The organism is uncultured Chitinibacter sp. (genome assembly GCF_945957625.1).
In the GTDB taxonomy this organism is placed as follows: Bacteria; Pseudomonadota; Gammaproteobacteria; order Burkholderiales; family Chitinibacteraceae; genus Chitinibacter; species Chitinibacter tainanensis.
On the sequence record NZ_CAMFLP010000009.1, the window covers coordinates 119713 to 142652 of the forward strand.

General features: G+C 56.7%; 21 protein-coding genes. 15 read left to right on the forward strand and 6 right to left on the reverse strand.

Features of this window, described 5'->3' with window-relative positions; translation table 11 throughout:
* Window positions 1–5: 5 nt before the first annotated feature.
* Together QV747_RS11570 and QV747_RS11575 are read left to right on the forward strand one after the other, a co-directional pair.
* Window positions 6–1049, forward strand: coding sequence for a uroporphyrinogen-III C-methyltransferase (locus QV747_RS11570; RefSeq protein ID WP_028448370.1), 1044 nt, complete (start codon window positions 6–8; stop codon window positions 1047–1049).
* Entirely contained in the window at window positions 1046–2239 is a 1194-nt protein-coding gene (locus QV747_RS11575; protein WP_273432409.1) for a heme biosynthesis HemY N-terminal domain-containing protein, read from the forward strand. Before QV747_RS11570 ends, QV747_RS11575 begins: the two co-directional genes overlap by 4 nt.
* A gap of 43 nt (window positions 2240–2282) precedes the next feature.
* Here QV747_RS11575 and QV747_RS11580 read toward each other — a convergent pair whose 3' ends face one another.
* The 4 genes from QV747_RS11580 to QV747_RS11595 form a co-directional block, all read right to left on the reverse strand.
* A complete protein-coding gene (locus tag QV747_RS11580; protein WP_156129073.1) occupies window positions 2283–2438 on the reverse strand; it encodes a hypothetical protein in 156 nt (51 codons plus the stop codon).
* Between the two features lie 276 nt (window positions 2439–2714).
* Window positions 2715–4793, reverse strand: a complete 2079-nt coding sequence (ppk1, locus tag QV747_RS11585; RefSeq protein ID WP_273432406.1) for a polyphosphate kinase 1 — start codon at window positions 4791–4793, stop codon at window positions 2715–2717.
* Between the two features lie 69 nt (window positions 4794–4862).
* Window positions 4863–5129: an oxidative damage protection protein gene (locus QV747_RS11590; protein ID WP_028448367.1), complete on the reverse strand. Its 267-nt coding sequence runs from the start codon at window positions 5127–5129 to the stop codon at window positions 4863–4865.
* A 204-nt stretch (window positions 5130–5333) separates the two neighbouring features.
* Window positions 5334–5564 carry a helix-turn-helix domain-containing protein gene (locus tag QV747_RS11595; RefSeq protein WP_103524200.1) on the reverse strand — a complete coding sequence of 77 codons (231 nt, stop codon included), beginning with the start codon at window positions 5562–5564 and terminating at the stop codon, window positions 5334–5336.
* A gap of 108 nt (window positions 5565–5672) precedes the next feature.
* Between QV747_RS11595 and QV747_RS11600 the strand changes: the two genes are divergently transcribed.
* Together QV747_RS11600 and QV747_RS11605 are read left to right on the forward strand one after the other, a co-directional pair.
* On the forward strand, window positions 5673–6785 hold the full coding sequence (locus QV747_RS11600) for a hypothetical protein (protein WP_273432400.1): 1113 nt from the start codon (window positions 5673–5675) through the stop codon (window positions 6783–6785).
* 2 nt (window positions 6786–6787) lie between these two features.
* A complete protein-coding gene (locus QV747_RS11605) occupies window positions 6788–7261 on the forward strand; it encodes a hypothetical protein (RefSeq protein WP_273432398.1) in 474 nt (157 codons plus the stop codon).
* An 88-nt stretch (window positions 7262–7349) separates the two neighbouring features.
* Here the strand turns inward: QV747_RS11605 and QV747_RS11610 are convergent, their stop codons facing one another.
* Both QV747_RS11610 and QV747_RS11615 read right to left on the reverse strand, forming a co-directional pair.
* The gene (locus QV747_RS11610) at window positions 7350–8078 is read right to left on the reverse strand and encodes a hypothetical protein (protein ID WP_273432396.1); all 729 of its coding nucleotides are present in this window, start codon (window positions 8076–8078) and stop codon (window positions 7350–7352) included.
* A 39-nt stretch (window positions 8079–8117) separates the two neighbouring features.
* Window positions 8118–9698 carry an AAA family ATPase gene (locus tag QV747_RS11615; RefSeq protein ID WP_273432394.1) on the reverse strand — a complete coding sequence of 527 codons (1581 nt, stop codon included), beginning with the start codon at window positions 9696–9698 and terminating at the stop codon, window positions 8118–8120.
* Window positions 9699–9815: 117 nt separating this feature from the next.
* Between QV747_RS11615 and QV747_RS11620 the strand changes: the two genes are divergently transcribed.
* The 11 genes from QV747_RS11620 (at window position 9816) to QV747_RS11670 (ending at window position 22924) form a co-directional block, all read left to right on the forward strand.
* Entirely contained in the window at window positions 9816–10544 is a 729-nt protein-coding gene (locus QV747_RS11620; protein WP_273432392.1) for a hypothetical protein, read from the forward strand.
* A gap of 337 nt (window positions 10545–10881) precedes the next feature.
* The gene (locus tag QV747_RS11625; RefSeq protein WP_273432390.1) at window positions 10882–11214 is read left to right on the forward strand and encodes an AlpA family transcriptional regulator; all 333 of its coding nucleotides are present in this window, start codon (window positions 10882–10884) and stop codon (window positions 11212–11214) included.
* A 24-nt stretch (window positions 11215–11238) separates the two neighbouring features.
* A complete protein-coding gene (locus QV747_RS11630; protein WP_273432388.1) occupies window positions 11239–12150 on the forward strand; it encodes a hypothetical protein in 912 nt (303 codons plus the stop codon).
* Entirely contained in the window at window positions 12147–12545 is a 399-nt protein-coding gene (locus tag QV747_RS11635) for a hypothetical protein (protein WP_150646091.1), read from the forward strand. Before QV747_RS11630 ends, QV747_RS11635 begins: the two co-directional genes overlap by 4 nt.
* Before the next feature lie 231 nt (window positions 12546–12776).
* Window positions 12777–13622, forward strand: a complete 846-nt coding sequence (locus QV747_RS11640; protein ID WP_273432385.1) for a hypothetical protein — start codon at window positions 12777–12779, stop codon at window positions 13620–13622.
* A gap of 129 nt (window positions 13623–13751) precedes the next feature.
* Window positions 13752–13958 carry a helix-turn-helix domain-containing protein gene (locus QV747_RS11645; RefSeq protein ID WP_239910064.1) on the forward strand — a complete coding sequence of 69 codons (207 nt, stop codon included), beginning with the start codon at window positions 13752–13754 and terminating at the stop codon, window positions 13956–13958.
* A gap of 28 nt (window positions 13959–13986) precedes the next feature.
* Complete coding sequence (locus QV747_RS11650; RefSeq protein WP_273432383.1) at window positions 13987–15618, forward strand: ATP-binding protein; 1632 nt, start codon at window positions 13987–13989, stop codon at window positions 15616–15618.
* 215 nt (window positions 15619–15833) lie between these two features.
* The gene (locus QV747_RS11655) at window positions 15834–17393 is read left to right on the forward strand and encodes a type I restriction-modification system subunit M (RefSeq protein ID WP_273432381.1); all 1560 of its coding nucleotides are present in this window, start codon (window positions 15834–15836) and stop codon (window positions 17391–17393) included.
* Window positions 17390–18565: a restriction endonuclease subunit S gene (locus tag QV747_RS11660; RefSeq protein ID WP_273432379.1), complete on the forward strand. Its 1176-nt coding sequence runs from the start codon at window positions 17390–17392 to the stop codon at window positions 18563–18565. Before QV747_RS11655 ends, QV747_RS11660 begins: the two co-directional genes overlap by 4 nt.
* A gap of 1 nt (window position 18566) precedes the next feature.
* Window positions 18567–19829: an AAA family ATPase gene (locus tag QV747_RS11665; RefSeq protein WP_273432377.1), complete on the forward strand. Its 1263-nt coding sequence runs from the start codon at window positions 18567–18569 to the stop codon at window positions 19827–19829.
* On the forward strand, window positions 19826–22924 hold the full coding sequence (locus QV747_RS11670) for a type I restriction endonuclease subunit R (protein ID WP_273432376.1): 3099 nt from the start codon (window positions 19826–19828) through the stop codon (window positions 22922–22924). The genes QV747_RS11665 and QV747_RS11670 overlap by 4 nt, the downstream gene beginning before the upstream one ends.
* Window positions 22925–22940 lie beyond the last annotated feature (16 nt).

Consider the following 22940-nt stretch of genomic DNA (forward strand, 5'->3'; position numbering starts at 1 on the left):
CGCTTATGAGCCAAGATCAGAATCCCGATTCACTCAGCGCCGCACTGACAGTACCCCCCCGCCGTACGCTGCCGCAGCCCGCACTGGTGCTTGCTGTGGGCGCCATACTAGCGAGTGGTGCTTTGTGGTTATACCAACTCAATGCCATGGAGCAGCTCAAGGGCGATCTGGCCAGCCAGCTGGCCAATAACCAGAAACTGCAACAAGAGCTGAAAACTAACCAGCAGCAAATGGCCACCCTGCAACAGCAAATGCAAGCGCAGCTCACCGCGCAGGGTAATCAGCTGGCCGAATCAGCCAGCCGGCAAGAGTCGCTCGCCACCATGTACGATGCGCTGTCGCGCACCGAATCGATTCACACCCTGGCCGAGCTGGAGCAAATGCTGACCTTTGCCAGCCAGCAGTTACAGCTCTCGGGCGACGTGAATCTGGCCCTGACTGGCCTGAGCAACATCGACCAACAATTGGCTCGGCTGAATCGCCCGGAGCTGATCAGCGTGCGCCAGGCGATTACCCGCGATATGGATACGCTGAAAGCCACGCCTTATCTCGATGTGGTGGGCATTACCGCCAAGCTCGACAGCCTGATCAGCAAGGTGGATCAATGGCCGCTGATCATCGACGATGGCCACGATCAGCCACATAAAGCGGGCCCAGCGCCGCAAGGTGAAAGCAGCGCTGAACGGCTGGTGCGCGAGCTGTGGCATGAATTTAAGCAATTGATCCAGATTCGCCGGATGGATAAGCCCGAAGCCGCCCTGCTCACCCCGGAGCAAGCGTTTTTCCTGCGGGAAAACCTGAAACTGCGACTACTGAGTGCGCGCTCGGCCCTGCTGCAGCGTAATGAAACCAGCTTCCGTACCGACATCGCAGCGGTGAAAGGCTATGTGCAGAACTACTTCGACCGGCAAATGCCCGCCACCGCTGGCGCGCTGCAAGTGTTGGCGCAGCTGGAAGCCCAGCAGCTCAACATCACCGCACCGGATCTGAGCGCCAGCCTGACCGCAGTCCGCAGCGCCCGCACCACCGCGGAAAGGGTGAAACCATGAAGCTGCTGCTCTGGCTGATTAGCCTTTTTGCCATTGCAGTTGGGCTGACCATGTTTGCCCAGCTCAATACCGGTTATGCGCTGATTTTCCTGCCGCCTTGGCGCATGGAAATTTCACTGAATGTGTTTGTGGTGCTATTGCTGCTCAGTATGATCGGCGTGTATTTGCTGGTACAAATGGGCGTTGAATTGCTCGGTCTGCCCGCGCGGGTGCGCCGCTATCAGGCGGCCCAAGCCAAAGAAGCCGCGGTGAAACTCGAACGCGATGCCCGCATTGCGTTTTTTGAAGGCCGCTTTCAGCGCGCCGCCAAATTGGCCGCTGAAGCCATGGCCAATAGCAGCGAAGACGACACCTTCGCCGTGAATGGTCTGCTAGCCGCCCGCGCCGCGCACGCCATGCGTGATTTCACCCTCCGTGATCAACATCTGGAGCAGCTCAAAGCCCGCCTCGGCCATGAGCATCTCGCCACCCTGATGACCAAAGGTGAATTGCTGCTGGACGAGCGCCGCTACAGCGAAGCCGCTCAGGCATTGGCCGCCGCCCGTGAGCTGGCGCCCAAACTGACCAACGCACTGAAACTGGAGCTACGCCTGCGCCAGCGCGAGCAAAACCCGGAAGCCGTGCTCAAGCTGGTAGAACAACTGGCGAAAAGCGAGGCCTTAGATGAAGAACAGGCCGGCCATATTCGGGTGGCTGCGCAACTGCAACTGTTGCGCCAGCATCCAATGACGCCGGTCGAGCTGAAAGAATGGTGGAAAAAGCTGCCAAGCAGCGATCAGCACCATCCGCAGCTGGCCCACGCCGCGGCCCAACGCTACATCGAGCAGGAAGCACCGGAGCTGGCCAAAGAGACGCTGGAAAAAGCACTGGATGCCGACTGGAACAGCGAATTGCTGCCGGCCTATAGCCAGCTGAAATTAGCCCTGCCCGTGCAAATGGCCCAGCTGCAAAAAGCCGAAGAATGGCTCAAAGCCCATCCGCGCGACGAACAGCTGCTGCTCGCCTTGGGGCGGTTGTGCCGCAAGCGCGAGTTGTGGGGCAAGGCGCAAAGCTATTTTGAAGCCAGTATTGCCGTGAGCCCAACCGCCACCGCCCACGCCGAACTGGCCGAACTACTCGGCCAGTTAGAGCGCAACGACGATGCCGCCCAGCATTACCGTGCGGCCTTGGCGCTGGCGCTGCAGGCTTGAACCTGCCGTCCGCAATAAAAAAGCCCGCAGATGCGGGCTTTTTTCATGACTTGGCGTGGTCTTGCTGTGCCTGTTCGGCTTGGTCAAGCTTGATCCAGTCAAACGGATTTTGGCCTTTCATCCGCTCGGCCAGCGGGGTTTGCTGGTTTTTGCGTGGTTCAACCTGCTTGGGTTGAGTCAGTTCTTTTGTCTCGGCCACCGGTATTACCTCCCAAATTGATGAATGCCATTGATCGTCAACTTGTCTGATGACGTTGCTCTGCTTTTTGTCAGCCACGGATTGAATGAGAGACAGCTCACAGGCGAATAGCAGACTGTAAGGTAACAGCTCATTGTTACAAATAGTTGAATTTTTGATGACAAGTTTTCATGGCAACAGTAAAAAGCCTCATACCGTATCACGGTATGAGGCTCTAGAACTTATCCATCAATTCAAAGCGGGCAATACCCCCGCCAAACTAGGACTTTCCCTAGTTTAGTTGCGTTGGCCAGCGGTAAGCTCGTCCAGCATCAAGCCTTGTGCCGAACGCTCCTTGCCGCCGCGCGCCAATTTACGGCGATAGCGGCCATCCGATAGCATTTCCCATGCCTGTGTATTGTCGACCAGAAATGGTCTTAAGCTCTCGCGAATCACGCGGCGCTTCACTTTCGGGCTCAGTACCGGGAAGGCGATCTCGATGCGGCGGAACAGATTACGCCCCATCCAGTCGGCACTCGACAAATACACATCTTCGGCACCATCGTTAAAGAAGTAATACACGCGGTGATGCTCAAGGAAGCGGCCCACAATCGAGCGCACGCGGATGTTTTCCGAAATACCCGGCAAACCAGGGCGCAACGCGCACACGCCACGCACCACCAAGTGAATCGTCACCCCCGCGCCGGATGCTTCGTACAGCTTGTCGATAATGGTCGGCTCCAGCAGCGCATTCATCTTGGCGATGATCACGGCTTTTTTGCCCGCTTTCGCGTGGGCGATTTCGCGGTCGATGGCGCTGATGAACTTGCTATGCAGGGTAAACGGCGCCTGCCACAGCTGATGATGATCACCCGCGAGGCCTAGGCCGGTGAGCTGCATAAAGACATCATTCACATCGCTGGTGATTTCACGATTGGCAGTAAACAGGCCAAAATCGGTGTAGAGCTTGGCCGTGCGTGGGTGGTAGTTACCGGTGCCAACGTGGGCGTAGCGCTTGAGCAGCCCTTCTTCACGCCGCACAATCAACAACATCTTGGCGTGAGTTTTGTAGCCATACACCCCGTACACCACGTGGGCGCCGGCGCGTTCCAGCTTGGCCGCCCAGTTGATATTGGCTTCTTCATCAAAGCGGGCCATCAGCTCAACCACGACGGTCACTTCTTTACCGCGCGCGGCCGCCTCTTGCAGCGCATCCATCAATACCGAATCGCTACCGGTACGGTAAACAGTCATCTTGATCGCTACCACGGCCGGATCGCGCGCGGCTTGCTGCAGCAGATCTACCACCGGGGTAAAACTCTGATACGGGTGGTGCAGCAGAATATCGCCATGGCGAATCGCCGCGAAATAATCGGGCTGTTTGCGCAGCTCTGGCGGCAGGCCGGGCATAAATGGCTGGTATTTCAGATCGGGGCGATCCACCTGATCGGGCACCTGCATCAGGCGCACCATATTTACGGGGCCATTCACGCGGTACACATCGCAGTCTTGCAGATTAAATTGCTGTGAGAGGAAGTCTTGCACGTGTTTCGGGCAATTGTCGGCCACTTCCAGTCGCACGGCATCGCCGTAAGGGCGCTGTGAGAGCTCACCTTCAATCGCGGCGCGCAAATCTTTGACGTCTTCGTCATCGACCGAAACGTCGGAGTCGCGCGTCACACGGAATTGATAGCAGCCCAGCACATGCATGCCAGCAAACAGCTCATCAATGTGCGCATGCATAATCGACGACAGGAAGACAAAGCCATGCTCGGTACCGGCGATTTCGGCCGGCATCTTCACAAAGCGCGGCAAAATGCGCGGCGCTTGCACAATCGCAATCCCTGAATTGCGGCCAAAGGCATCACGGCCTTCTAGCTCTACCACGAAGTTCAGGATTTTGTTCGACAAGCGTGGGAACGGGTGCGATGGATCCAGCCCGATCGGGGTCAGAATCGGCATCAGCTCACGGAAGAAATAATCGCGCACCCATTCATGTTGGGCATCGTTCCACAGGCTGCGGCGGAAGAAGTAAATACCTTCTTCTTCCAGCGCCGGGAAAATGGTTTCGCGCAGCAGGCGATACTGGCGCTCAACCAGATCATGCGCCTCAACACTCACCAGCTCGAACGCCTGATGTGGCGTCAGCCCTTCGGGCAGCAGCCGGGTTGGATTGTGGCGCATATTTTCTTTCAGCCAGGCAATCCGCACCTCGAAAAACTCATCGAGATTGCTTGAGACAATGCACAAGAATTTCAGCCGCTCCAGCAGTGGATTGCGCGCGTCCTCGGCTTGGGCCAGCACGCGTCGGTTGAATTCCAACAGGCCCAATTCACGATTGAGCATCAATTGATTGTCAGCGGGTTTGTACGTCATTGGCATTGCTCTTCTCGACGGTAAAAGACAAAACAGGCCGCATAATGCGGCCTGAATGTTGTTGCGGTATTACTGTGGGACGAAACCTTGAATTGCGTCGGCTCCTGAGCCCCAGAAATAATTTTCCAGCTGCTGCTGCAGGTAGCGGCGAGCGCTAGGATCAGCGAGGTTCAGGCGGTTTTCGTTGATCAGCATGGTTTGGTGTTTTACCCACGCTTGCCATGCTTCTTTAGACACATGGTCGTAGAGCTTTTTACCCAGCTCGCCCGGCAATGGCGCGAAATCCAGACCTTCGGCTTCTCGACCCAGTTTGACACAGTTTACAGTGCGGCTCATTACACTACCCTCGATCATATGACATTAATGTTACATCGGGGTGACAAGTATTCACCCCATCCCGCATGCAGACTTAAACGTTAAAGTGAAAGATGGCCTTGGAAGTGCCATCTTTACTGGTTCTCAGCGCGGTTTGGCTCATTCCGTAGTCACTTCCGTATACATTTTTTGCGGACATCCCCATTCGGGTGACCTCACCCGTGTTCACTTGGTCTGCTCCGCCAAGAGATCGAGCACGTCGGTCTCCAGGATCGCGCCCAGCTTGCACAGGACCAGCAGGGACGGGTTGCCCACAGCGCGCTCGATCTGACTCACGTAGGTGCGATCCACATCCGCGCTCAGGGCGAGCGCCTCCTGCGACAAGCCACGCTTGCCCCGGAAGTCTTTCATGTTGCGCGCCAAGTCCTGACGCACTTGCTCGTAGTCTCGTCCCATCAACCACGAGCATGGGCGTCATGAGACCTTTAATCCACGGATTATATTCGACAATGTAGAATATAGTCTTCATAATAAGCTCAACTTGGGATCAAAGGGAGCTGATGGATGAGTGGACTCTGCTTTCGGATGCTGGCCGGGCTGGCCGTTGTGATGACCGTGACCGGCTGTGTCACGACACAGCCGCAGGCTGACGGCTCGACCAAGGTTCACCTCTCTTTGGGTGGCGTGTCCAAGGCCAGCCAAGGCAACGCAGCACCGCCTCCTGCTACCGAGGGTCACCCAGCAGTTGTTGCCAATCAAGCAAAGCCAGACCAAATCGCGCCGCCCGGCGCTCCTGGCATCCGTGCAACAGCGCTGGCAGGCCTCTTCAGCAAGCACCCTTTCGACGGAACTCCCAAGACCTACTTCCCCCGCGCGGCTGTCACGGTCACGGACTGGTCCCGTAGTGACTGCTGGATCGGTACGGCCACCATCTGGTGGAGCAAGACCAAGTCCGAAGCCGTACCCGCCTTTTCGGTGTGCTGGGGACAGTCGGTGGGGTACGCGGTCAACAACGCCGCCAACCTGCACCTCTTCATGCAGCAGATGGCGGTCGAGCACAGCGGCAATGTCCGCACTGTTGGCCCCAAGCCGCCCATGCTGGCCATCCCCGACCGGCAGCCGATCAGCGAGCGGCAGCAGCTCGCCTTCCAGGGGTTTATCCAGCAACTGGTGCTCGACACCGGATGGCAGCCGGGCGCACCGACCAATCTCTGGTTGGTAGGGTATGACGCCAACGCGGTCATCAAGCCAACCGTGCCTCCTGCCTCCAGCAACGGAGCGTCGCAGCCCGTGGACGCCAAGACCAAGGCGCAGCTCGAACAGGCGTTGAGCTGCACTGTCATCGGTCCACGATTTGAACTGGCTGAGTCGCTGCTCAAGCACTCGGGATGGAATCCCGATCAAGGCGTCACGCCGGTCACGCTCGCCGAGCCCGTCAAGGTCTATGGGTTCATCGTCCGCAAGGTAGCGGTGTCACGTGACGGGGGTGAGCAAACCTACCGCAGCTACTTGCCCGGCCTCACGGTCCAGCAGATTGCGAAATCAGGCTCGTTGAAGCTGGGCAAGGACGGCAAGACCTATGGCCGTTTGACCAAGGCCGGCGTGTTGTCGGCGGGCATGGAGGGCGGCGAGGCCACGCTGACCTGTACCGTCAACACCGAAGGCTCGGAGGGCTGATCATGGCAATGCAATGCCCGAGTTGCGGTAGCACGCACATCCAGCCAGTGGCCGTTGTGCATGCGGGCGGTACGCAGCATTTCCAAGCTTCACACACGGCGGTCACTTCAGATGGGCAGTTCGTTCAAGGCAGCAGCCAGGGCTCTCAGTTCACGGTGTTGGCTCAGCACTGCGCCCCGCCTGCACCGCCGTCACCGATGCCGTTCATCATTGCGTTTGGGCTGGGTGGAGCGACGGTCTATCACGCTGCGACGGTGTGCGACCTTTTCGAGCGGGGTTGCCGCGTCGGCATGTCCTTCTGGGCGCTGCTTATCTACAACTGGAAGCAAGCCGCAGTTGGCTTGGGGCTCATTGCACTGGGCTGGCTGCTGATGAAGGGCTGGCACGCCCAGGCTAAGGCCTACGGTGCCGCGAAGCGCCAGTGGCAGAACACGTGGTTTTGCCATACATGCGGGCAGGCACATCTCAGAAACTGATCGGCACACGCCCGTTATCGTAGTTACCGTAATTACGATAACGGGGTACAGGCGCGGAGAGATCAGAAATGCGGGGACAAACGCATCGTCATTCCTTGTGAGTAGCCGCCTCTTCGCCCTCAGGTCTGCCTTGATCGCCCTTGATGGCTCTGGCATATGTGGCATCCCACGCCTTCCTTTGCCGTTTTCGCTCAAGCGCTACAGCCTCCTGCTGCTCTAGGGCAAGCTGCAGCGGTGCGAACAGTTCCGCCCACAGCATATCGGCATCAAGAAATTGCCCATGTTCGATGTCATGGGGCCACCGTTTGCGATCCAGTACGCGCTCATGAATGGTCCGCATCAACAGCCAACGTGGAGCGTAGAGCTGCCCGTCTGATTCACGCAGTTGGTTGGCAGGAATCGTCAAGGTATGGACTCGCCGTTCGATTTCGTGCTCATCGTAGTCGGCGTTGACACGGTAGACGACATCGCTCACCCGGACCTTGCAGCTCTTGTCCGATGGGCCTGCTCCCGCTTTGACGACTGGAATCCAACCACTCCCGCTACCTGCGGCCAACGTACAGACTTTCTGGTGGAGTTCGAGCAGCTTGTCCACCCCGCGCATCGTCGCAGTTAAGTGGCGATGACTACGCCAGTCGATACTGGGGAATGCCGTGGTGAGTGACCTTCGCCAGACACGGATATCGCCGGTAGGGAGGTTCAGCGTGTACTCGTGTTCCCCGTTGCGCACCATGTCGATCACGATGCTGCCAGCTACGTCGTTGAATGAGCTGCTTGGGGAGTGAAACTGGAACTTGATTTGCAGGTTGTGGTGCATTGATGGTTTCTCCTCGATTGGGGCGGATTCGAGTGCTTGCTACTGCTGCACGGTCAGGTCAGCGGTGAAGCCGATTCCACGCTTGCCGCCGTCTGAAATTAGCTGTAGGTCGGTGGGCGTGATGTGATCGCGCTGATCCCGTGCCGCATGCCCAAGCGCCCGTCGCAGCACCAGGCCCAGACTTCGAGGCGGCAGAGACTTCAACTTCGCCAAAACGGCCTCGTCGAGACGGGGTACGAAGGCAGAGCCCCAAGTGGCTTCTGCCCGCATCCGTCCGTAGATGTTCTGGGCGATGCGTGCAACCTGATCGGGTGTAGGCGCATGGACATGCAGCACCGTGAGCCGCGACAGCAATGGGCTCGGGATGCCATTCACGCTGTTTGCCGTCGCGATCCAGTTGATGTGGCTGGCATCAATGGCGAAATCACGGATAGAGAGGTCCGTGAAGGACCGTGCGCTGCGGCGCTCAAGAAGGGTGTACAGCGCCGCCAATGGGTCGTATTGGCGCACCTGCTCGGTCTTGTCCAGCTCATCTAAGACCACGACGGGGTTGGCCTTTGGCTGGTAGGCAAGCAGCTCGAACAGGAGGCCCGGCTCGGAATTGCTCCAGAAGGCTTCTGACCCAGCCAGTGGCGAACCGGATTGGGCGCTCGCCATGTCGAACACACGGAAGGGCAAGGCCAGCCTTTCGGCCAGCCAGCGAGCCGCTTCTGTTTTGCCGATGCCCGCAGGCCCGACCAGCAGCAGCGGCGACCAGGCAACGCGGCCATCGCCCATCGCATTGAGGGCAAAGTGATCGTGCAGCATCTCGCCCAGCTCGCTGAAGTTCGGGAAGGCCTGGGTGAACTCTTCGATCAGAAGGTCCCACTCGTCGGGCAGCATGCCGAGCGTGCGCCGCTCATGGCCGGCCGCCCGGATGCGCTCCGCGATCTGCTGGGCACGCTTGAACTTTTCGTCTGCCTTCGCGCGATGGCGGTCAACAAATTGCTTGAGACCGGCAGCGTCCAGAAAGGTGATCAACGGCGCGTGCTTGTCGTCAATCGTAGTGCCGCTGCTATCGCGTGCGGGGACCGGGCTGTCGGGCAGGTCTTTCTTGGTGGCTTCGGTGCGACTGGGTGCATCGCGATCAGTAGTGCTGCTCCCACGCTCGGCATCCGCCAACTCCAAGGCCTTCGCAGCTCTCTTGAAACGCTGGATGTCCTCTGCGAACAGTCCGACCACTTGCTCGTGCGCAGGGCACCGAGCACCTTGGGGGGCATTGGCATCGCCACCGAAAACCGGAGCGCCGCACACAGGGCAGCACTGCTGGGCGGCGTGCCGAGCCTGTTCCACCACGTCGAGCAAGGCGCGCTCCCGCTGGATGCTGGCATCGGAGACCTCGACTCGGACAGCCAGCTTCTCCCTGGTGGCAGTGACACAGAACAGCGGACGGCGTTGGTAGTCACTGCGATGCATCAACCGCTCGCATTGATCGATCAACTCGGTGACCACGGCGAGATGGCCTGGGGCGGGCTGAAACACCTGCTTCGCCAGCCATGGGTGTAGTCGCTTCAGCTCTTCGATGGCCTCTTGGTACTCTCGGCGTCGCATGGGCCGGTACTTTCGTTGCAGGTCGGACATGGTGCGCTCCAGCTAACTATAAATTACTATAACGTAGCAAACGGAGCATGCCAAGCCTTGGCTGGGCAATGGTCGCCTTGTTATAGTGATTTACTGTTAGAACAATGTAGGTGCCGTATGCCGACCCTTCAGGCCGAACAACTGCGTGCTATAGCAGCCGCACTCATGCACCTGCGCGGCGATACGCTGAACTCGGTAGGTGCGGCCACTGGTATTCGTTCAGCAAATCTCTCCGTTTGGCTACGGGGTAAGGAGCAAGTCATATCGGCTCCGAGAGTGGCTGCGTTGCTCTACCACCTGGGCATCGAAGGGCAACAGCTACGTGCAGACATGCTTCACAGGTGGCGTGACTTTGGCGCGTTGGATGATCTAAAGCAGGTGCTGAAGGCTCTCGTCAGAGCCGAAGCAGCCGTCCTCTACCAGGATTGCCAGCCGGGCCTCACCAAGACGCGGTTTTTGCAGATCGGCGAAACGCTCGTTCGTGTCGAGTTGACACCAGGCATTGCTGAAGCAAGTGACTTGGTCGATCTAATCCAACCGCGTCGGGTGATCACGCTGCCAGAACCGCTTTCTTCTCTTCCCATAGATCAACTGCCAGCAACGCGTGAGGCCTTGTTGACCTTGGCGGAGCAAGCAGCATGTGAAATTGGGGATGACGAGTTACTGGATGGCTTGCTGTTTCGACTGAGCAATACCGATGCAATGACGGTTGCAATAAACAGCAGCGGAAGAGGTGGATGGCAAAAATTGGAACAGGCACTTCGCTCTGCAATTCGTCTTGGAGTTGATCCGACAATCATTGCGGCATGGATTGAAAACGGGAAAGTCGCAGCACGGCGAGACTAATTGTCGCGCATCTGCAACACGCGAATAATTTTTTCCATCAGATCCGACTTTGCGCCCCGCCATTCGCGCGGGTGGCGCAACCCATTGTCAAATAAAGAACTTTTACAGCTCTAAAAATGACGATGCATTTTTTTGATGTTTGAGTCAGTTTCGCGGGTTTGGCATCTCATTCCCGATGGGGTTGATGGGCAATCCGAGCTTCGCTCTTTTCTTCTATCGCCCAGCCACTTCGGTGCGTTGCTCAGAAGAAGTGCAGTCATTCGTTAGGTCTGCAGAACTCCATCATTCAAGGCTGCGTCGCTGTTAGAAATATCGCATCTCGATTTTCTGACAAGGCATGCAAATTCTTATTATTGGTATCCATTTGCTGCCAATTGCCGGCAAATTGCCCTTGTCGACATTCCCGCCTGCATGGATCAAGAATTCGCTCATTGCATGTAACAACGAGAGCGAACCCATGACTGCACGCATCCTTCGATACTCCGATCTCGAAACCCAACTGGGCATGAACCGCGTCACCATCTGGCGCAGGACGAGAACAGACCCAACTTTTCCACGCCCTATTCGATTGGGTAACTCTGGCTCCCGCAACGCGGCCATTGGTTTTTTGGCCGAGGAGGTCGAGGCTTGGATCGCCCTGCAAGCCGCAACTGCACGGGTGGACCGCTGATCATGAAGGTCAGTGGAGACGCCCATGAACGCCTCTCAGTTGCTGATCGTTCGGCGTCGCCATGCGGGGAATTTCACCCAGATTCCGAACTCGCTGATCCGCAACGAACACCTCAGTCTGAAAGCACTGGGGGTGATCGTGCACTTGTTGTCCCTGCCGCCGGGATATCGCATCAGCCTCGAAGGCCTGTGCGCTGCACGCAAGGAGGGAGAGACGGCCATGCGAACAGCCATCCAGCAGCTTGAGAGCCTGAACTACATGCGAATCGTCCGCGACCGTTCGGCATCGGGGCGGTTCATTCAATCCAGATGGATTGTCAGTGACGAGCCGATTGTGGAATGGGCTCCACACCTTGAAAACCCACGTGTGGAAGAGCCAGTTCTGGATCAGCCAGTTCAGGGCGATCAAGGGGCTACAAACACTGTATTTGTAGAAACATTGGATTCATCAAAGACAACCACTACCTGGCCAGAGGACACGCCTCCTGACACTGACGAGTCGGCGGCCTTGATCGTTGACGAGGGGGACGAAGAGTGCTGGTTGTGGTTGTGCCAAAAGCTATCACTCGAACCCCAAAGAACGAGGGATCAATGCACGGGTCTCTCCACCTCCGTAGCACTGGATGTCTTGGCAGAAGTTCTCGAATGCAAGCGCCAAAACAGCATCCGGAAGACTGTCCCCCAATTCCTGGCCTCCCTGCTGCGGAGGGCTCGCGAGGGCAAGTTCAGCTTGTCGGCTGGGTCAGAGCTGCGAAGAGATCTTCGCCTAATTATTAGACGGCAGCAGGCGGTAGAAAACGCGGCAAAACCGGCCCCAGTGAGGGCGGCCGATAAGCCTGAAAACGGAAGCTCTACGGGCAGAGAAGAGTTCCAGAGAATGCGAGATCAACTCACCCGAAAGGTACGAACGTCAACGATAACAGGAGGAATACCGTGACCGACAAGAATTTGGAGGCCCTATTCGCTTGGCGGGATGTCGTGGCGAATGACAAATGGGCTGGCTGGGGATGGATGCAAACCTGCACCGTGGCGACGGGCAGGGTCAATATTGAATGTGTACAGCAACCTGCGCTCGGCAATGACCGATGCATGCGGCTTTGTCTCATTGCGCTTGATCAGACCACGTTGATCGAATATACGGACACCGGCTTCGTGCTCCGCGAGTATGTGGCCCGACTTTCATTCGATGCTGTCATCGACAGGCTGCGGCAAGTCCCATCAACTCCAGTCCATTTGGCCGCACCGGAATTGCTGAATGGCCTGGCGGATGACGGTCTACTCGTGCAAGTTTTTGGTAATCAGCGGAGGCGTCGTGGGCAATTCACACACTGATTACACAATATGCGCCACAGTGCCCCCACATGGTTGCCACACTGTTAACACAAGGGTGGACATCAAATCGGCCAGTTGTTCACACAGTTTCGCCCATTGGTTCGCACAGTTTCAACACACTGTTCACACATTTGACGGCGGGGTCCAGGGGATTTTCCCCTGGCCGACATTTATTGCTGCGGCAGCGGCGATAAATATAGTCGGTCACTATGTTTTCAGCGACGGTACGCCATGATCACAGGCGGCATCCAGTTTGTTCACATCGCTGTCTATTCGCTGCATTCACCGAAGAAAACCTCGCGGGGAGCAGACCGTAAATGGGCTGTGCGCGACGTGATTGCTGAGGCCAGCCGCGAGCCGCAAGCCTGCTTGCATGTGCCGAGACCGAGGCCACCCAACCTGCTGCATGGTCCCAGCCTGGCCGAGCTGGAAGCCGAGGTTGGCGCCATTCATGCGCGCAGCACTGACGCAGCTGGTCGCCGTTTGCGAAAGGATGCGTCCGTCTTGCTGGCTGGCGTAGCGTCGTATCCACGTGGCGGCATTGAGTACAGCTACTGGAAGCAAAGCACCTTGGAGTGGCTGCAAATCGAATTCGGTGAGCACTTGCGTACTGTGGTCGAGCACACCGATGAGGCGCACCCGCACTTGCATTTTTATGTTGTCAACCCTGACGGGGGCAACGTCAAGGACTTGCACCCCGGCTTCCGCGCGGCAAAGGGCGCTCAAACACCCAAGGAGCAACGCCTTGCCTACAACACTGCGATGCGCGCATTTCAGGACCGCTTCTGGGAGCACGTTGCCGGGCCGTCTGGACTCGCTCGTTTGGGGCCGGGCCGGCAGCGCATGAGTCGTGCTCAGTGGACGCGAGTGAAGTTTGGGTTGCCCGCGCAGGCCGCGTTGCTTCAGCGGGCGCGTGAGATCACACGTGGGACAGGCGAACGTGATCGCCAGCTTCGCGCCTTTGCACAGAAGACGATGCTCGAAGCGAAGGCATTGATGGATGAACTGGAGGCAAGGGAAGCACGGGTCCTAGTGCTGGAGGCCAAGTACGGTTCGAGTGAGCCACCCACCACCTGAATCGAGTGTCCCTACGCCAACTTCTCTGCAGCGTGACTCAATAGCGAAAGGGTGCTTTGCGAGCGCTCTGCTGGTAGACTTAAAACGATCCTCAACGACTTTCACTAATGCAGGCAGAGCGCCATCGACATGAGCATTGAACCTTGGGTTACTGCCGAAGACGTTGCCCAGCACCTGGGTGTTGCCAAGGACACCGTTTATCGCTGGAGGGAACGCAAAGGGCTTCCCGCGCATCGTGTCGGGCGGCTGTGGAAGTTTCAGCTGTCCGAAGTGGATGAGTGGGTGCGAGCGGGAGGTGCCGATGAAGAATCGGGCGATGGGAGCGAACAAAAATGAATCCAGCAGGGGAAGGTGACGCGTGAGCTTGGAAGGACAACTCCTTGACCAGAAGTCCTTGCGGGCCGTGACCGGCAAGACTGCGGACTGGAACGAAATCGCTAAGGATTGCATTGCCTTTGCTAATGCAACCGGTGGCCGCCTGCTGCTGGGGATCGAGGATGGCCAGAGCGAGCCTCCCGCCGATCAGCGTGTCTCTCCAGACCTGCCAGACACACTACGTCGCAAGCTGGCGGAGCGCACCGTTAACGTGACGGTGCTGCCGGATGTCACCATCGCCCCGAATGGCGGCCAATACATCGAATTGCGAATTCCGCGCGCCATGGCAGTTGCATCTACCACGGACGGCCGCTACTTCTTGCGCGTAGCCGACCAAAGCAAGCCCGTGACGGGCGATGACGTGATGCGCCTCGCCAGTGAGCGTTCCGCATTGCCGTGGGAAACGCAAACCACCTTGCACGTTTCACGTGCTGAGATCGATGTCGCCAAACGCGACAAGCTGCTTGCAGCCTTGCGTGCATCGGATCGCGTTAAGCCTTCCGTGAAGGAGAAGTCTGACGACGAACTGCTCGATCACTATCAGCTCGCACAAGGACCGAACCTCACCAATCTGGGCGTGCTCAGTCTCGGTCGCCAGCATCATCGCGCGCAACTGACTACCGCTCCGGTCATCCAGTTCATCAAGTACGACGAGCACGGGCAGAAGGTCAACAAGCTGGTGTGGGACGACCACATGCAAAGCCCGATGGAGTTGATCGAAGCGGTCTGGCAGGAGGTGCCTGACTTCCGCGAGCGCTACGAGCTGCCCGATGGCCTGTACCGCCAGAACGTGCCTGCCTTTGATGAAATCGTGGTGCGCGAATTGTTGGTCAACGCGTTGGTACATCGTCCCTACACCCAGCGCGGTGACATTTTTTTGAACCTGCATCCAGACCGGCTGGAAGTGGTCAACCCTGGACCGCTACCTCTGGGCGTCTCGCCGCAGAACGTGCTCCACACTACGGTACGCCGCAACGAACACCTGGCACGCCTGTTCCATGACTTGAAGCTGATGGAGCGGGAAGGTAGCGGGTTCGACAAGATCTTCGAGGTGCTGCTTTCACAAGGCCGCCCGGCTCCAGAGTTGATCGAGACTCACGAGCGTGTGCAGGTGACAGTGCGCCGCCGCATTCTCAAGCCTGAGGTGATCGACTTCATTGCGAAGGCAGACCAGACCTATCAGCTCACGCAGCGCGAGAGGATCGCATTGGGCCTGTTGGCGCAGCACGATGCCCTGACGGCACGCGAGCTGGCAACGTCGCTTGAGCTGCCATCGGTTGAAGCATTGCAGCCCTGGCTCAAACGCCTGCTGGATTGGCAGTTGGTGCAAAGCGCCGGGCGTACCCAGGCAACACGCTACTTTGTTGACCCCAGCCTGCTGCGCAGCCTCCAGTTCACCGGCGAGACCACCCTCAAACGCATTGAGCCACACCGCCTGGCCGCGCTGGTCTTGGAAGACCTGCAGCGCTACCCCAGGTCGGCCATCAGTGACATCCACCAGCGAATCGGCGGCGAAATCCATCCCAAGCAAGTCAAGCGCGCACTGGAAGAGCTGATCGAGCGCGGGGACGTCCGCTTTGAGGGTGACAAGCGCTGGCGGCGGTACTGGGCGGTGGCATGAACAGCCTATCGGACAATCTGTGCTCTATCGCCGATAGATGGGCGATAGAAGCCGGGCGATATGTTGGTGACCGCCTGAAGAATCAAGGATTTCTATCGACCCAAGGCGAAGAAGGCCGGGAGATAGAACGCGGCCCTATTGCCGTAACAACCCATTTACTCCTGCTCAAGCATCGCGCCTGAGCAGGGCTCAACGAATCAAAACTGGACTTTAAAATGACAAGCAATGAACAACGCGTAGCCCTACAGCGCCAGATCTGGGCCATCGCCAATGACGTCCGCGGTGCCGTCGATGGCTGGGACTTCAAGCAATACGTACTGGGCACCCTGTTCTATCGCTTCATCAGCGAGAACTTCATCGACTACATCACCGGCGGCGACCCTTCCGTCAATTACGCCGCCATGGCAGACAGTGATCCGAACATCGCGGCTGCCAAAGATGACGCCATCAAGACCAAGGGCTACTTCATCTACCCCAGCCAACTGTTCGTGAACATCGCAGCCAACGCCAACACCAATGAGAGCCTGAACACCGATCTGGCCAACATCTTTGCCGCCATCGAAGCCTCCGCCAACGGCTACCCCTCCGAGCGCGACATCAAAGGCCTGTTTGCTGATTTCGATACCACCAGCAATCGTCTGGGCAACACCGTCAAAGACAAGAACGATCGTCTGTCCAAAGTGCTCAAACGCGTGGCGGAGCTGGACTTCGGCGGCTTCGACGCCAGTCGCATTGATCTATTCGGCGATGCCTACGAATTCCTGATCTCCAACTACGCAGCGAACGCGGGCAAGTCGGGCGGCGAGTTCTTCACGCCGCAGCATGTGTCCAAGCTGATCGCACAGCTTGCGATGCACAAGCAAACCAGCGTCAACAAGATTTATGACCCCGCCTGTGGCTCCGGCTCACTGTTGCTGCAGGCCAAAAAGCACTTCGACGCCCACATCATCGAAGACGGCTTCTTCGGGCAAGAAATCAACCACACCACGTACAACCTGGCGCGGATGAACATGTTCTTGCACAACGTGAACTATGACAAGTTCAACATCCAGCTCGGCAACACCCTGATCGAGCCGCATTTTGGCGACGACAAGCCCTTTGATGCCATCGTTTCCAACCCGCCGTACTCGGTGAAATGGGTAGGCAGCGACGACCCCACGCTGATCAACGACGATCGCTTTGCCCCGGCCGGTGTGCTCGCGCCCAAATCCAAGGCCGACTTTGCCTTTGTACTGCACGCACTGAGCTACCTGTCCAGCAAAGGCCGCGCTGCGATTGTCTGCTTCCCCGGCATCTTTTACCGGGGTGGGGCCGAGCAGAGGATTCGCCAGTATCTGGTGGATAACAACTACGTCGAAACCGTGATTTCCCTTGCCCCCAACCTGTTCTTTGGCACCACCATCGCGGTGAACATTCTGGTGCTGGCGAAGAACAAGAAAGACACGACCACCCAGTTCATCGATGCCAGTGGCCTGTTCAAGAAAGAAACCAACAACAACGTGCTGCTGGATTCGCATATCGAGCAAATCATGGCCGTGTTCGACAGCAAGGAAAACGTCGATCACTTTGCCAAGTCGGTGCAGTTAGAGGACGTAGTTGCCAAGGAATATAACCTGTCGGTTAGCAGCTATGTGGAAGCCAAAGATAACCGCGAAGTGGTGGACATCGCCCAGCTCAACGCCGAGTTGAAAACTACAGTCGCCAGGATCGATCAGCTGCGCAAGGATATTGATGCCATAGTCGCAGAGATTGAAGGCGAGGAGCAGGAGGCATGAGCAGCGTGGACTTCTTGGAAAAGTTGCTGGACGGTGTTGCCGTGGAGTGGACGGCACTGGGGGATGTAGCCAAGTACTCTGACGTGCGCATCGACTGTACTGGGATAGATGAAAAAAACTATGTAGGCGTTGATAACCTTCTCCAGAACAGGGCAGGAAAAGCCAACTCAACTTATGTTCCCACTGAGGGGCGCCTGATTGAATATCGCCCAGGTGATATCTTGATCGGAAATATTCGCCCTTATTTGAAGAAGATTTGGCTCGCCAATCAGTCTGGCGGCACAAATGGCGATGTGCTTGTTGTCCGTCCCACTCATGAATCGTTGAGCTCTGGTTATTTGCACCAGGTGCTTACCGATGAGAATTTTTTCACCTACAACATGCAGCACGCCAAAGGGGCAAAAATGCCTCGTGGCGACAAAGCAAAGATACTCGAATATAAGCTCCCCATCCCCTGCCCAGACAACCCCAAAAAATCGTTGGAAATCCAGGCCGAAATCGTGCGCATTCTGGACGCATTTACTGCCATGACCGCCGAACTGACCGCCGAACTGACCGCCCGGAGAAAACAGTACAACCACTATCGCGACCAGTTGTTGAGTTTTGAAGAAGGGGAGGTGGAGTGGAAGACGCTGGGGGGACTGGTTGAAGTAAACACCGGGTCGAAACCATCTGAAATTCTTGAAAACGCGACAAGCATTGATTACATCAACGCAGGGACATCCAGATCGGGATATAGCGCAGAAAGTAACTGTGAAGGCGACACCGTCACAACCCCTTCGCGGGGCCAGGGAGGGATTGGTTTTGTGGGCTACCAAAAGAAGCCATTCTGGTTGGGGCCTTTGTGCTACAAGCTGCAATCAACAGACAAGGCTGTTCTGATCAACAAATACCTTTTCTACTTTCTTCAATCCCGAAGCGAACTTCTGTTGGGATTGAAAAAAGAAGGCGGGGTGCCTGCCGTTAATAAGTCTGACCTAGTTCAGTTGGAAATACCCGTTCCTTCGGTTGAAGAGCAGAAACGTATCGTCGCCATCCTCGATAAATTCGACGCTCTGACGAACTCCATCACCGAAGGCTTGCCGCGCGAAATTGAATTGCGCCAAAAGCAATACGCTTACTACCGCGACTTGCTGCTGAGCTTCCCCAAGCCTGTTGAGGTAGAGGCGTAACATGGGAAAGACGCTCGAAGAAATCGCTCGGCAACTGAGCACGCCGAAGCTCGTTCAAAGAACGGTCCCAGAAACGACGAAGATCATAGAAGAGGCAAAGCCTTTGCCAAAGGTCCAGCTCATCTACGCCTTCAATGGAACTGGCAAAACGCGCCTTTCGCGGGAATTGAAGAAGCTGCTGCCGCCTATAGCAGGCAATGAAGACGAACACTCCTCTGAGTTATCAAGCAAGAGGGTCCTCTATTACAGTGCATTCACCGAAGACTTGTTCTTCTGGGACAACGACTTGACCTTAGACGCGAAGCCGAGGCTATTGATCAGGCCGAACTCTTTCACACGCTGGGTGCTGGAGGAGCAGGGCCAAGATCAGAACATCGTTGCTAATTTTCAACGCTATACAAGCGACAAGCTCACGCCGCGGTTCAACGAAGAATACAAGTACACAGATGAGAAAGGCGAAGAGGTCCTTGTTAAGGCGTTTTCAGAAGTAACGTTTTCTCTAGAGGGCGGCAACGCCGCACAGGCTGAGCGGTTGAAAATTTCGAAGGGTGAAGAGAGTAACTTCATTTGGAGCGTTTTCTATACACTTCTCGAACTGGCAATATTCACGCTCAATGATGTTCAACCAGACTTTCCAGAGGAAACACCGTTCGATAATCTGGAGTTTGTCATTATTGACGATCCGGTCAGTTCATTGGATGACAATCATTTGATCCATTTGGCCGTCGATCTGGCGCAACTTATTAAGTCAAACGAATCAAAAATCAAGTTCATCATCACAACGCACAGCCCTGTTTTCTACAACATCCTTTGCAACGAATTTGGAAGTGACGACAAGACTGAGCGCTACAACTGGAAATCAAAGTGGTTTAGCAAGTCTCGCCTCGAGAAAAATGAAGACGGCAGCGTTGATCTGGTCGATCAGCCAAACGATTCCCCGTTTTCCTATCACCTTCATCTGCTGTCCAAGCTCGAAGAGGCAATACAGAGTGGCCAGGTCGAAAAATATCACTTTAACCTTCTAAGGAACATCCTGGAAAAAACGGCGACATTTCTCGGATATAAGAGGTGGGAGCAACTACTTCCGCGAACTGATGATGGCCTGCCAAATCCGAATGCAAAAAGAATTGTCAATTTCTCAAGCCATTCGAAGCATGCGGCTGACGAGGTGCAAACACTGGAGCCGGAAGAAAAGGTGCTCCTAGCAAGATTGGTTAGGCACATTGTTGAGCAGCACCGATTCAGGAAGGATGAAACGGCATGATCGAATACAGCCCCATCGCCGAGTCCAAGAGCTTCATCGTCCTCGACCAGTACACACGGGAGTGGAAGGTCGCGGAGAGCTACCAGAGCGAAAGCGATCTAGAGCGTGAACTGATCCAAGATCTGGTCAATCAGGGCTACGAGTTCGCTCAGTTCATCAAGACCCCTGTTGACCTGCTGGCCAACGTGCGAGCGCAACTGCAGGCACTCAACGCCGTGCAGTTCACCGATGGTGAGTGGCTGCGCTTCGTCGAATCTTGGCTGGACAAGCCCAGTGATGGCATCGTCGAGAAGACCCGCAAGATCCACGACGACTACATCCACGACTTCGTCTTTGACGACGGGCGCATCCAGAACATTTACCTGCTGGACAAGAAGAACGTTACCCGCAACAAAGTGCAGGTGATCAAGCAGTTCGAGCAGACGGGCGCGCACGCCAACCGCTACGACGTGACCATCCTGGTCAACGGATTGCCACTGGTACAAGTAGAGCTGAAGAAGCGCGGCGTGGCGATCCGCGAGGCCTTCAACCAGGTACACCGCTACAGCAAGGAGAGCTTCAACAGCGAGCAGTCCCTGTTCAAGTTCCTGCAGCTGTTTGTGATCTCCAACGGCACCGACAGCCGCTACTTTGCGAACACCACGCAGCGCAACAAGAACAGTTTCGACTTCACCATGAATTGGGCGAAGGCGGACAACACGCTGATCAAGGACCTGAAGGACTTCACGGCCACCTTCTTCCAGAAGCACACGCTGCTGAACGTGCTGCTGCATTACTCAGTGTTCGACGTCAGCAACACGCTGCTGGTGATGCGGCCCTACCAGATCGCGGCCACGGAACGCATTCTGTGGAAGATCAACAGCAGCCATCAGGCCAAAAACTGGAGCAAGACGGAAAGCGGCGGCTTCATCTGGCACACCACCGGCAGCGGCAAGACGTTGACCAGCTTCAAGGCTGCGCGCCTGGCCACGGAGCTGGACTTTATCGACAAGGTGTTCTTCGTGGTGGACCGCAAGGATCTGGACTACCAGACCATGAAGGAGTACCAACGCTTTTCGCCGGACAGCGTGAATGGCTCGGACAGCACCGCTGGCCTGAAGCGCAATCTGGAGAAGGACGACAACAAGATCGTCGTCACCACCATCCAGAAGCTCAACAACCTGATGAAGAGCGAGGCTGACTTGCCCATCTACGGCAAGCAGGTGGTCTTCATCTTCGATGAGTGCCACCGTAGTCAGTTTGGCGAAGCCCAGAAGAACCTGAAGAAGAAGTTCAAGAAGTTCTGCCAGTTCGGCTTCACCGGCACGCCTATCTTCCCTGAGAACGCATTGGGCGCTGAGACCACGGCCAGCGTGTTTGGCCGTGAGCTGCACTCGTACGTGATCACTGATGCGATCCGCGACGAGAAAGTCTTGAAGTTCAAGGTGGACTACAACGACGTTCGTCCGCAGTTCAAGGCCATCGAGACCGAGCAGGACGAGAAGAAGCTGAGCGCAGCCGAGAACAAGCAAGCCCTGCTGCACCCGGATCGCATCCGCGAAATCACCCAGTACATCCTGAACAACTTCCGGCAGAAGACCCACCGCTTGCATGCGGGCAACAAGGGCTTCAACGCCATGTTTGCCGTCAGCAGCGTGGATGCTGCCAAGCTGTACTACGAGTGCTTCAGGGACTTGCAGAAGAGCAGCGACAAGCCGCTGAAAGTGGCGACCATCTTCTCGTTCGCCGCCAACGAAGAGCAAGATGCAATTGGCGACATCCAGGACGAGAGCTTTGACGTGTCCGCCATGAACAGCAGTGCCAAGGAGTTCCTGAGCGCGGCCATCAATGACTACAACGCGCTGTTCAAGACCAATTTCAGCGTGGACAGCAATGGCTTCCAGAACTACTACCGCGATCTGGCCAAACAGGTGAAGGCCAAGGAGATCGACCTGCTGATCGTGGTGGGCATGTTCCTGACCGGCTTTGATGCCCCGACGCTCAACACGCTGTTTGTCGACAAGAACCTGCGCTACCACGGCCTGATGCAAGCTTACTCGCGTACCAACCGCATCTTCGACGCCACCAAGACCTTCGGCAACATCGTCACCTTCCGCGACCTGGAACAGGCGACCATCGATGCCATCACCCTGTTCGGTGACAAGAACACCAAGAATGTGGTGCTGGAGAAGAGCTACAAGGAGTACATGGAAGGCTTCACCGATGCGGCCACCGGTGAGGCGCGGCGGGGCTTCATGGATGTGGTGCAGGAACTGGAAGCACGCTTCCCCAATCCTGCTGCCATTGAAAAGGAGTCGGACAAGAAGGCCTTCGCCAAGCTGTTCGGCGAGTACCTGCGCGTCGAGAACGTGCTGCAGAACTATGACGAATTTGCCAGCTTGAAGGAGTTGCAAAGCGTCGATCTGGCCGACCCTGCCGCAGTTGAGGCATTCAAGGCCAAGCACTACCTCAGCGACGAAGATCTGACCGCGCTGCAAGCCATCACGCTCCCGCCCGAGCGGAAGGTTCAGGACTATCGCTCGACCTACAACGACGTGCGCGACTGGCTACGCCGTGAGAAGGCTGGGGCCGAGAAAGAGAAGTCCACCATTGACTGGGATGACGTGGTCTTTGAGGTGGACTTGTTGAAGTCGCAGGAAATCAACCTGGACTACATCCTCGAACTGATCTTCGAGCACAACAAGAAGACCAAGAGCAAGTCGGAACTGGTGGATGAAGTGCGCCGTGTGATTCGCGCCAGCCTGGGCAACCGCGCGAAAGAAAGTCTGGTGGTGGACTTCATCAACCAGACCGATTTGGACCAGATCGGTGACAAAGCCAGCGTGATCGATGCGTTCTTCAAGTTTGCTCAAGCGGAGCAGCAGCGCGAAGCGCAGGAGTTGATCACCTCCGAGAGCCTCAACGCTGAGGCCGCCAAGCGATACATCACCACCTCACTCAAGCGTGAGTTCGCCAGCGAGAACGGCACGGAGCTCAACGCGGTTCTGCCCAAGATGAGCCCATTGAACCCGCAATTTCTGACCAAGAAGCAGACTGTCTTCCAGAAGATCGCTGCCTTTGTTGAGAAGTTCAAGGGTGTAGGCGGGCAACTATAAGCACTCGATTTTCAGG

What these genes read in the sequence shown, in the direction of transcription:
- QV747_RS11570 (WP_028448370.1), top strand. Translation starts at nt 6, where the DNA reads ATGAGCCAAGATCAGAATCCCGATTCACTCAGCGCCGCACTGACAGTA.
- QV747_RS11575 (WP_273432409.1), top strand. Translation starts at nt 1,046, where the DNA reads ATGAAGCTGCTGCTCTGGCTGATTAGCCTTTTTGCCATTGCAGTTGGG.
- ppk1 (WP_273432406.1), bottom strand. Translation starts at nt 4,793, where the DNA reads ATGACGTACAAACCCGCTGACAATCAATTGATGCTCAATCGTGAATTG.
- QV747_RS11590 (WP_028448367.1), bottom strand. Translation starts at nt 5,129, where the DNA reads ATGAGCCGCACTGTAAACTGTGTCAAACTGGGTCGAGAAGCCGAAGGT.
- QV747_RS11595 (WP_103524200.1), bottom strand. Translation starts at nt 5,564, where the DNA reads ATGGGACGAGACTACGAGCAAGTGCGTCAGGACTTGGCGCGCAACATG.
- QV747_RS11600 (WP_273432400.1), top strand. Translation starts at nt 5,673, where the DNA reads ATGAGTGGACTCTGCTTTCGGATGCTGGCCGGGCTGGCCGTTGTGATG.
- QV747_RS11605 (WP_273432398.1), top strand. Translation starts at nt 6,788, where the DNA reads ATGGCAATGCAATGCCCGAGTTGCGGTAGCACGCACATCCAGCCAGTG.
- QV747_RS11610 (WP_273432396.1), bottom strand. Translation starts at nt 8,078, where the DNA reads ATGCACCACAACCTGCAAATCAAGTTCCAGTTTCACTCCCCAAGCAGC.
- QV747_RS11615 (WP_273432394.1), bottom strand. Translation starts at nt 9,698, where the DNA reads ATGTCCGACCTGCAACGAAAGTACCGGCCCATGCGACGCCGAGAGTAC.
- QV747_RS11620 (WP_273432392.1), top strand. Translation starts at nt 9,816, where the DNA reads ATGCCGACCCTTCAGGCCGAACAACTGCGTGCTATAGCAGCCGCACTC.
- QV747_RS11625 (WP_273432390.1), top strand. Translation starts at nt 10,882, where the DNA reads ATGCAAATTCTTATTATTGGTATCCATTTGCTGCCAATTGCCGGCAAA.
- QV747_RS11630 (WP_273432388.1), top strand. Translation starts at nt 11,239, where the DNA reads ATGAACGCCTCTCAGTTGCTGATCGTTCGGCGTCGCCATGCGGGGAAT.
- QV747_RS11640 (WP_273432385.1), top strand. Translation starts at nt 12,777, where the DNA reads ATGATCACAGGCGGCATCCAGTTTGTTCACATCGCTGTCTATTCGCTG.
- QV747_RS11645 (WP_239910064.1), top strand. Translation starts at nt 13,752, where the DNA reads ATGAGCATTGAACCTTGGGTTACTGCCGAAGACGTTGCCCAGCACCTG.
- QV747_RS11655 (WP_273432381.1), top strand. Translation starts at nt 15,834, where the DNA reads ATGACAAGCAATGAACAACGCGTAGCCCTACAGCGCCAGATCTGGGCC.
- QV747_RS11660 (WP_273432379.1), top strand. Translation starts at nt 17,390, where the DNA reads ATGAGCAGCGTGGACTTCTTGGAAAAGTTGCTGGACGGTGTTGCCGTG.
- QV747_RS11665 (WP_273432377.1), top strand. Translation starts at nt 18,567, where the DNA reads ATGGGAAAGACGCTCGAAGAAATCGCTCGGCAACTGAGCACGCCGAAG.
- QV747_RS11670 (WP_273432376.1), top strand. Translation starts at nt 19,826, where the DNA reads ATGATCGAATACAGCCCCATCGCCGAGTCCAAGAGCTTCATCGTCCTC.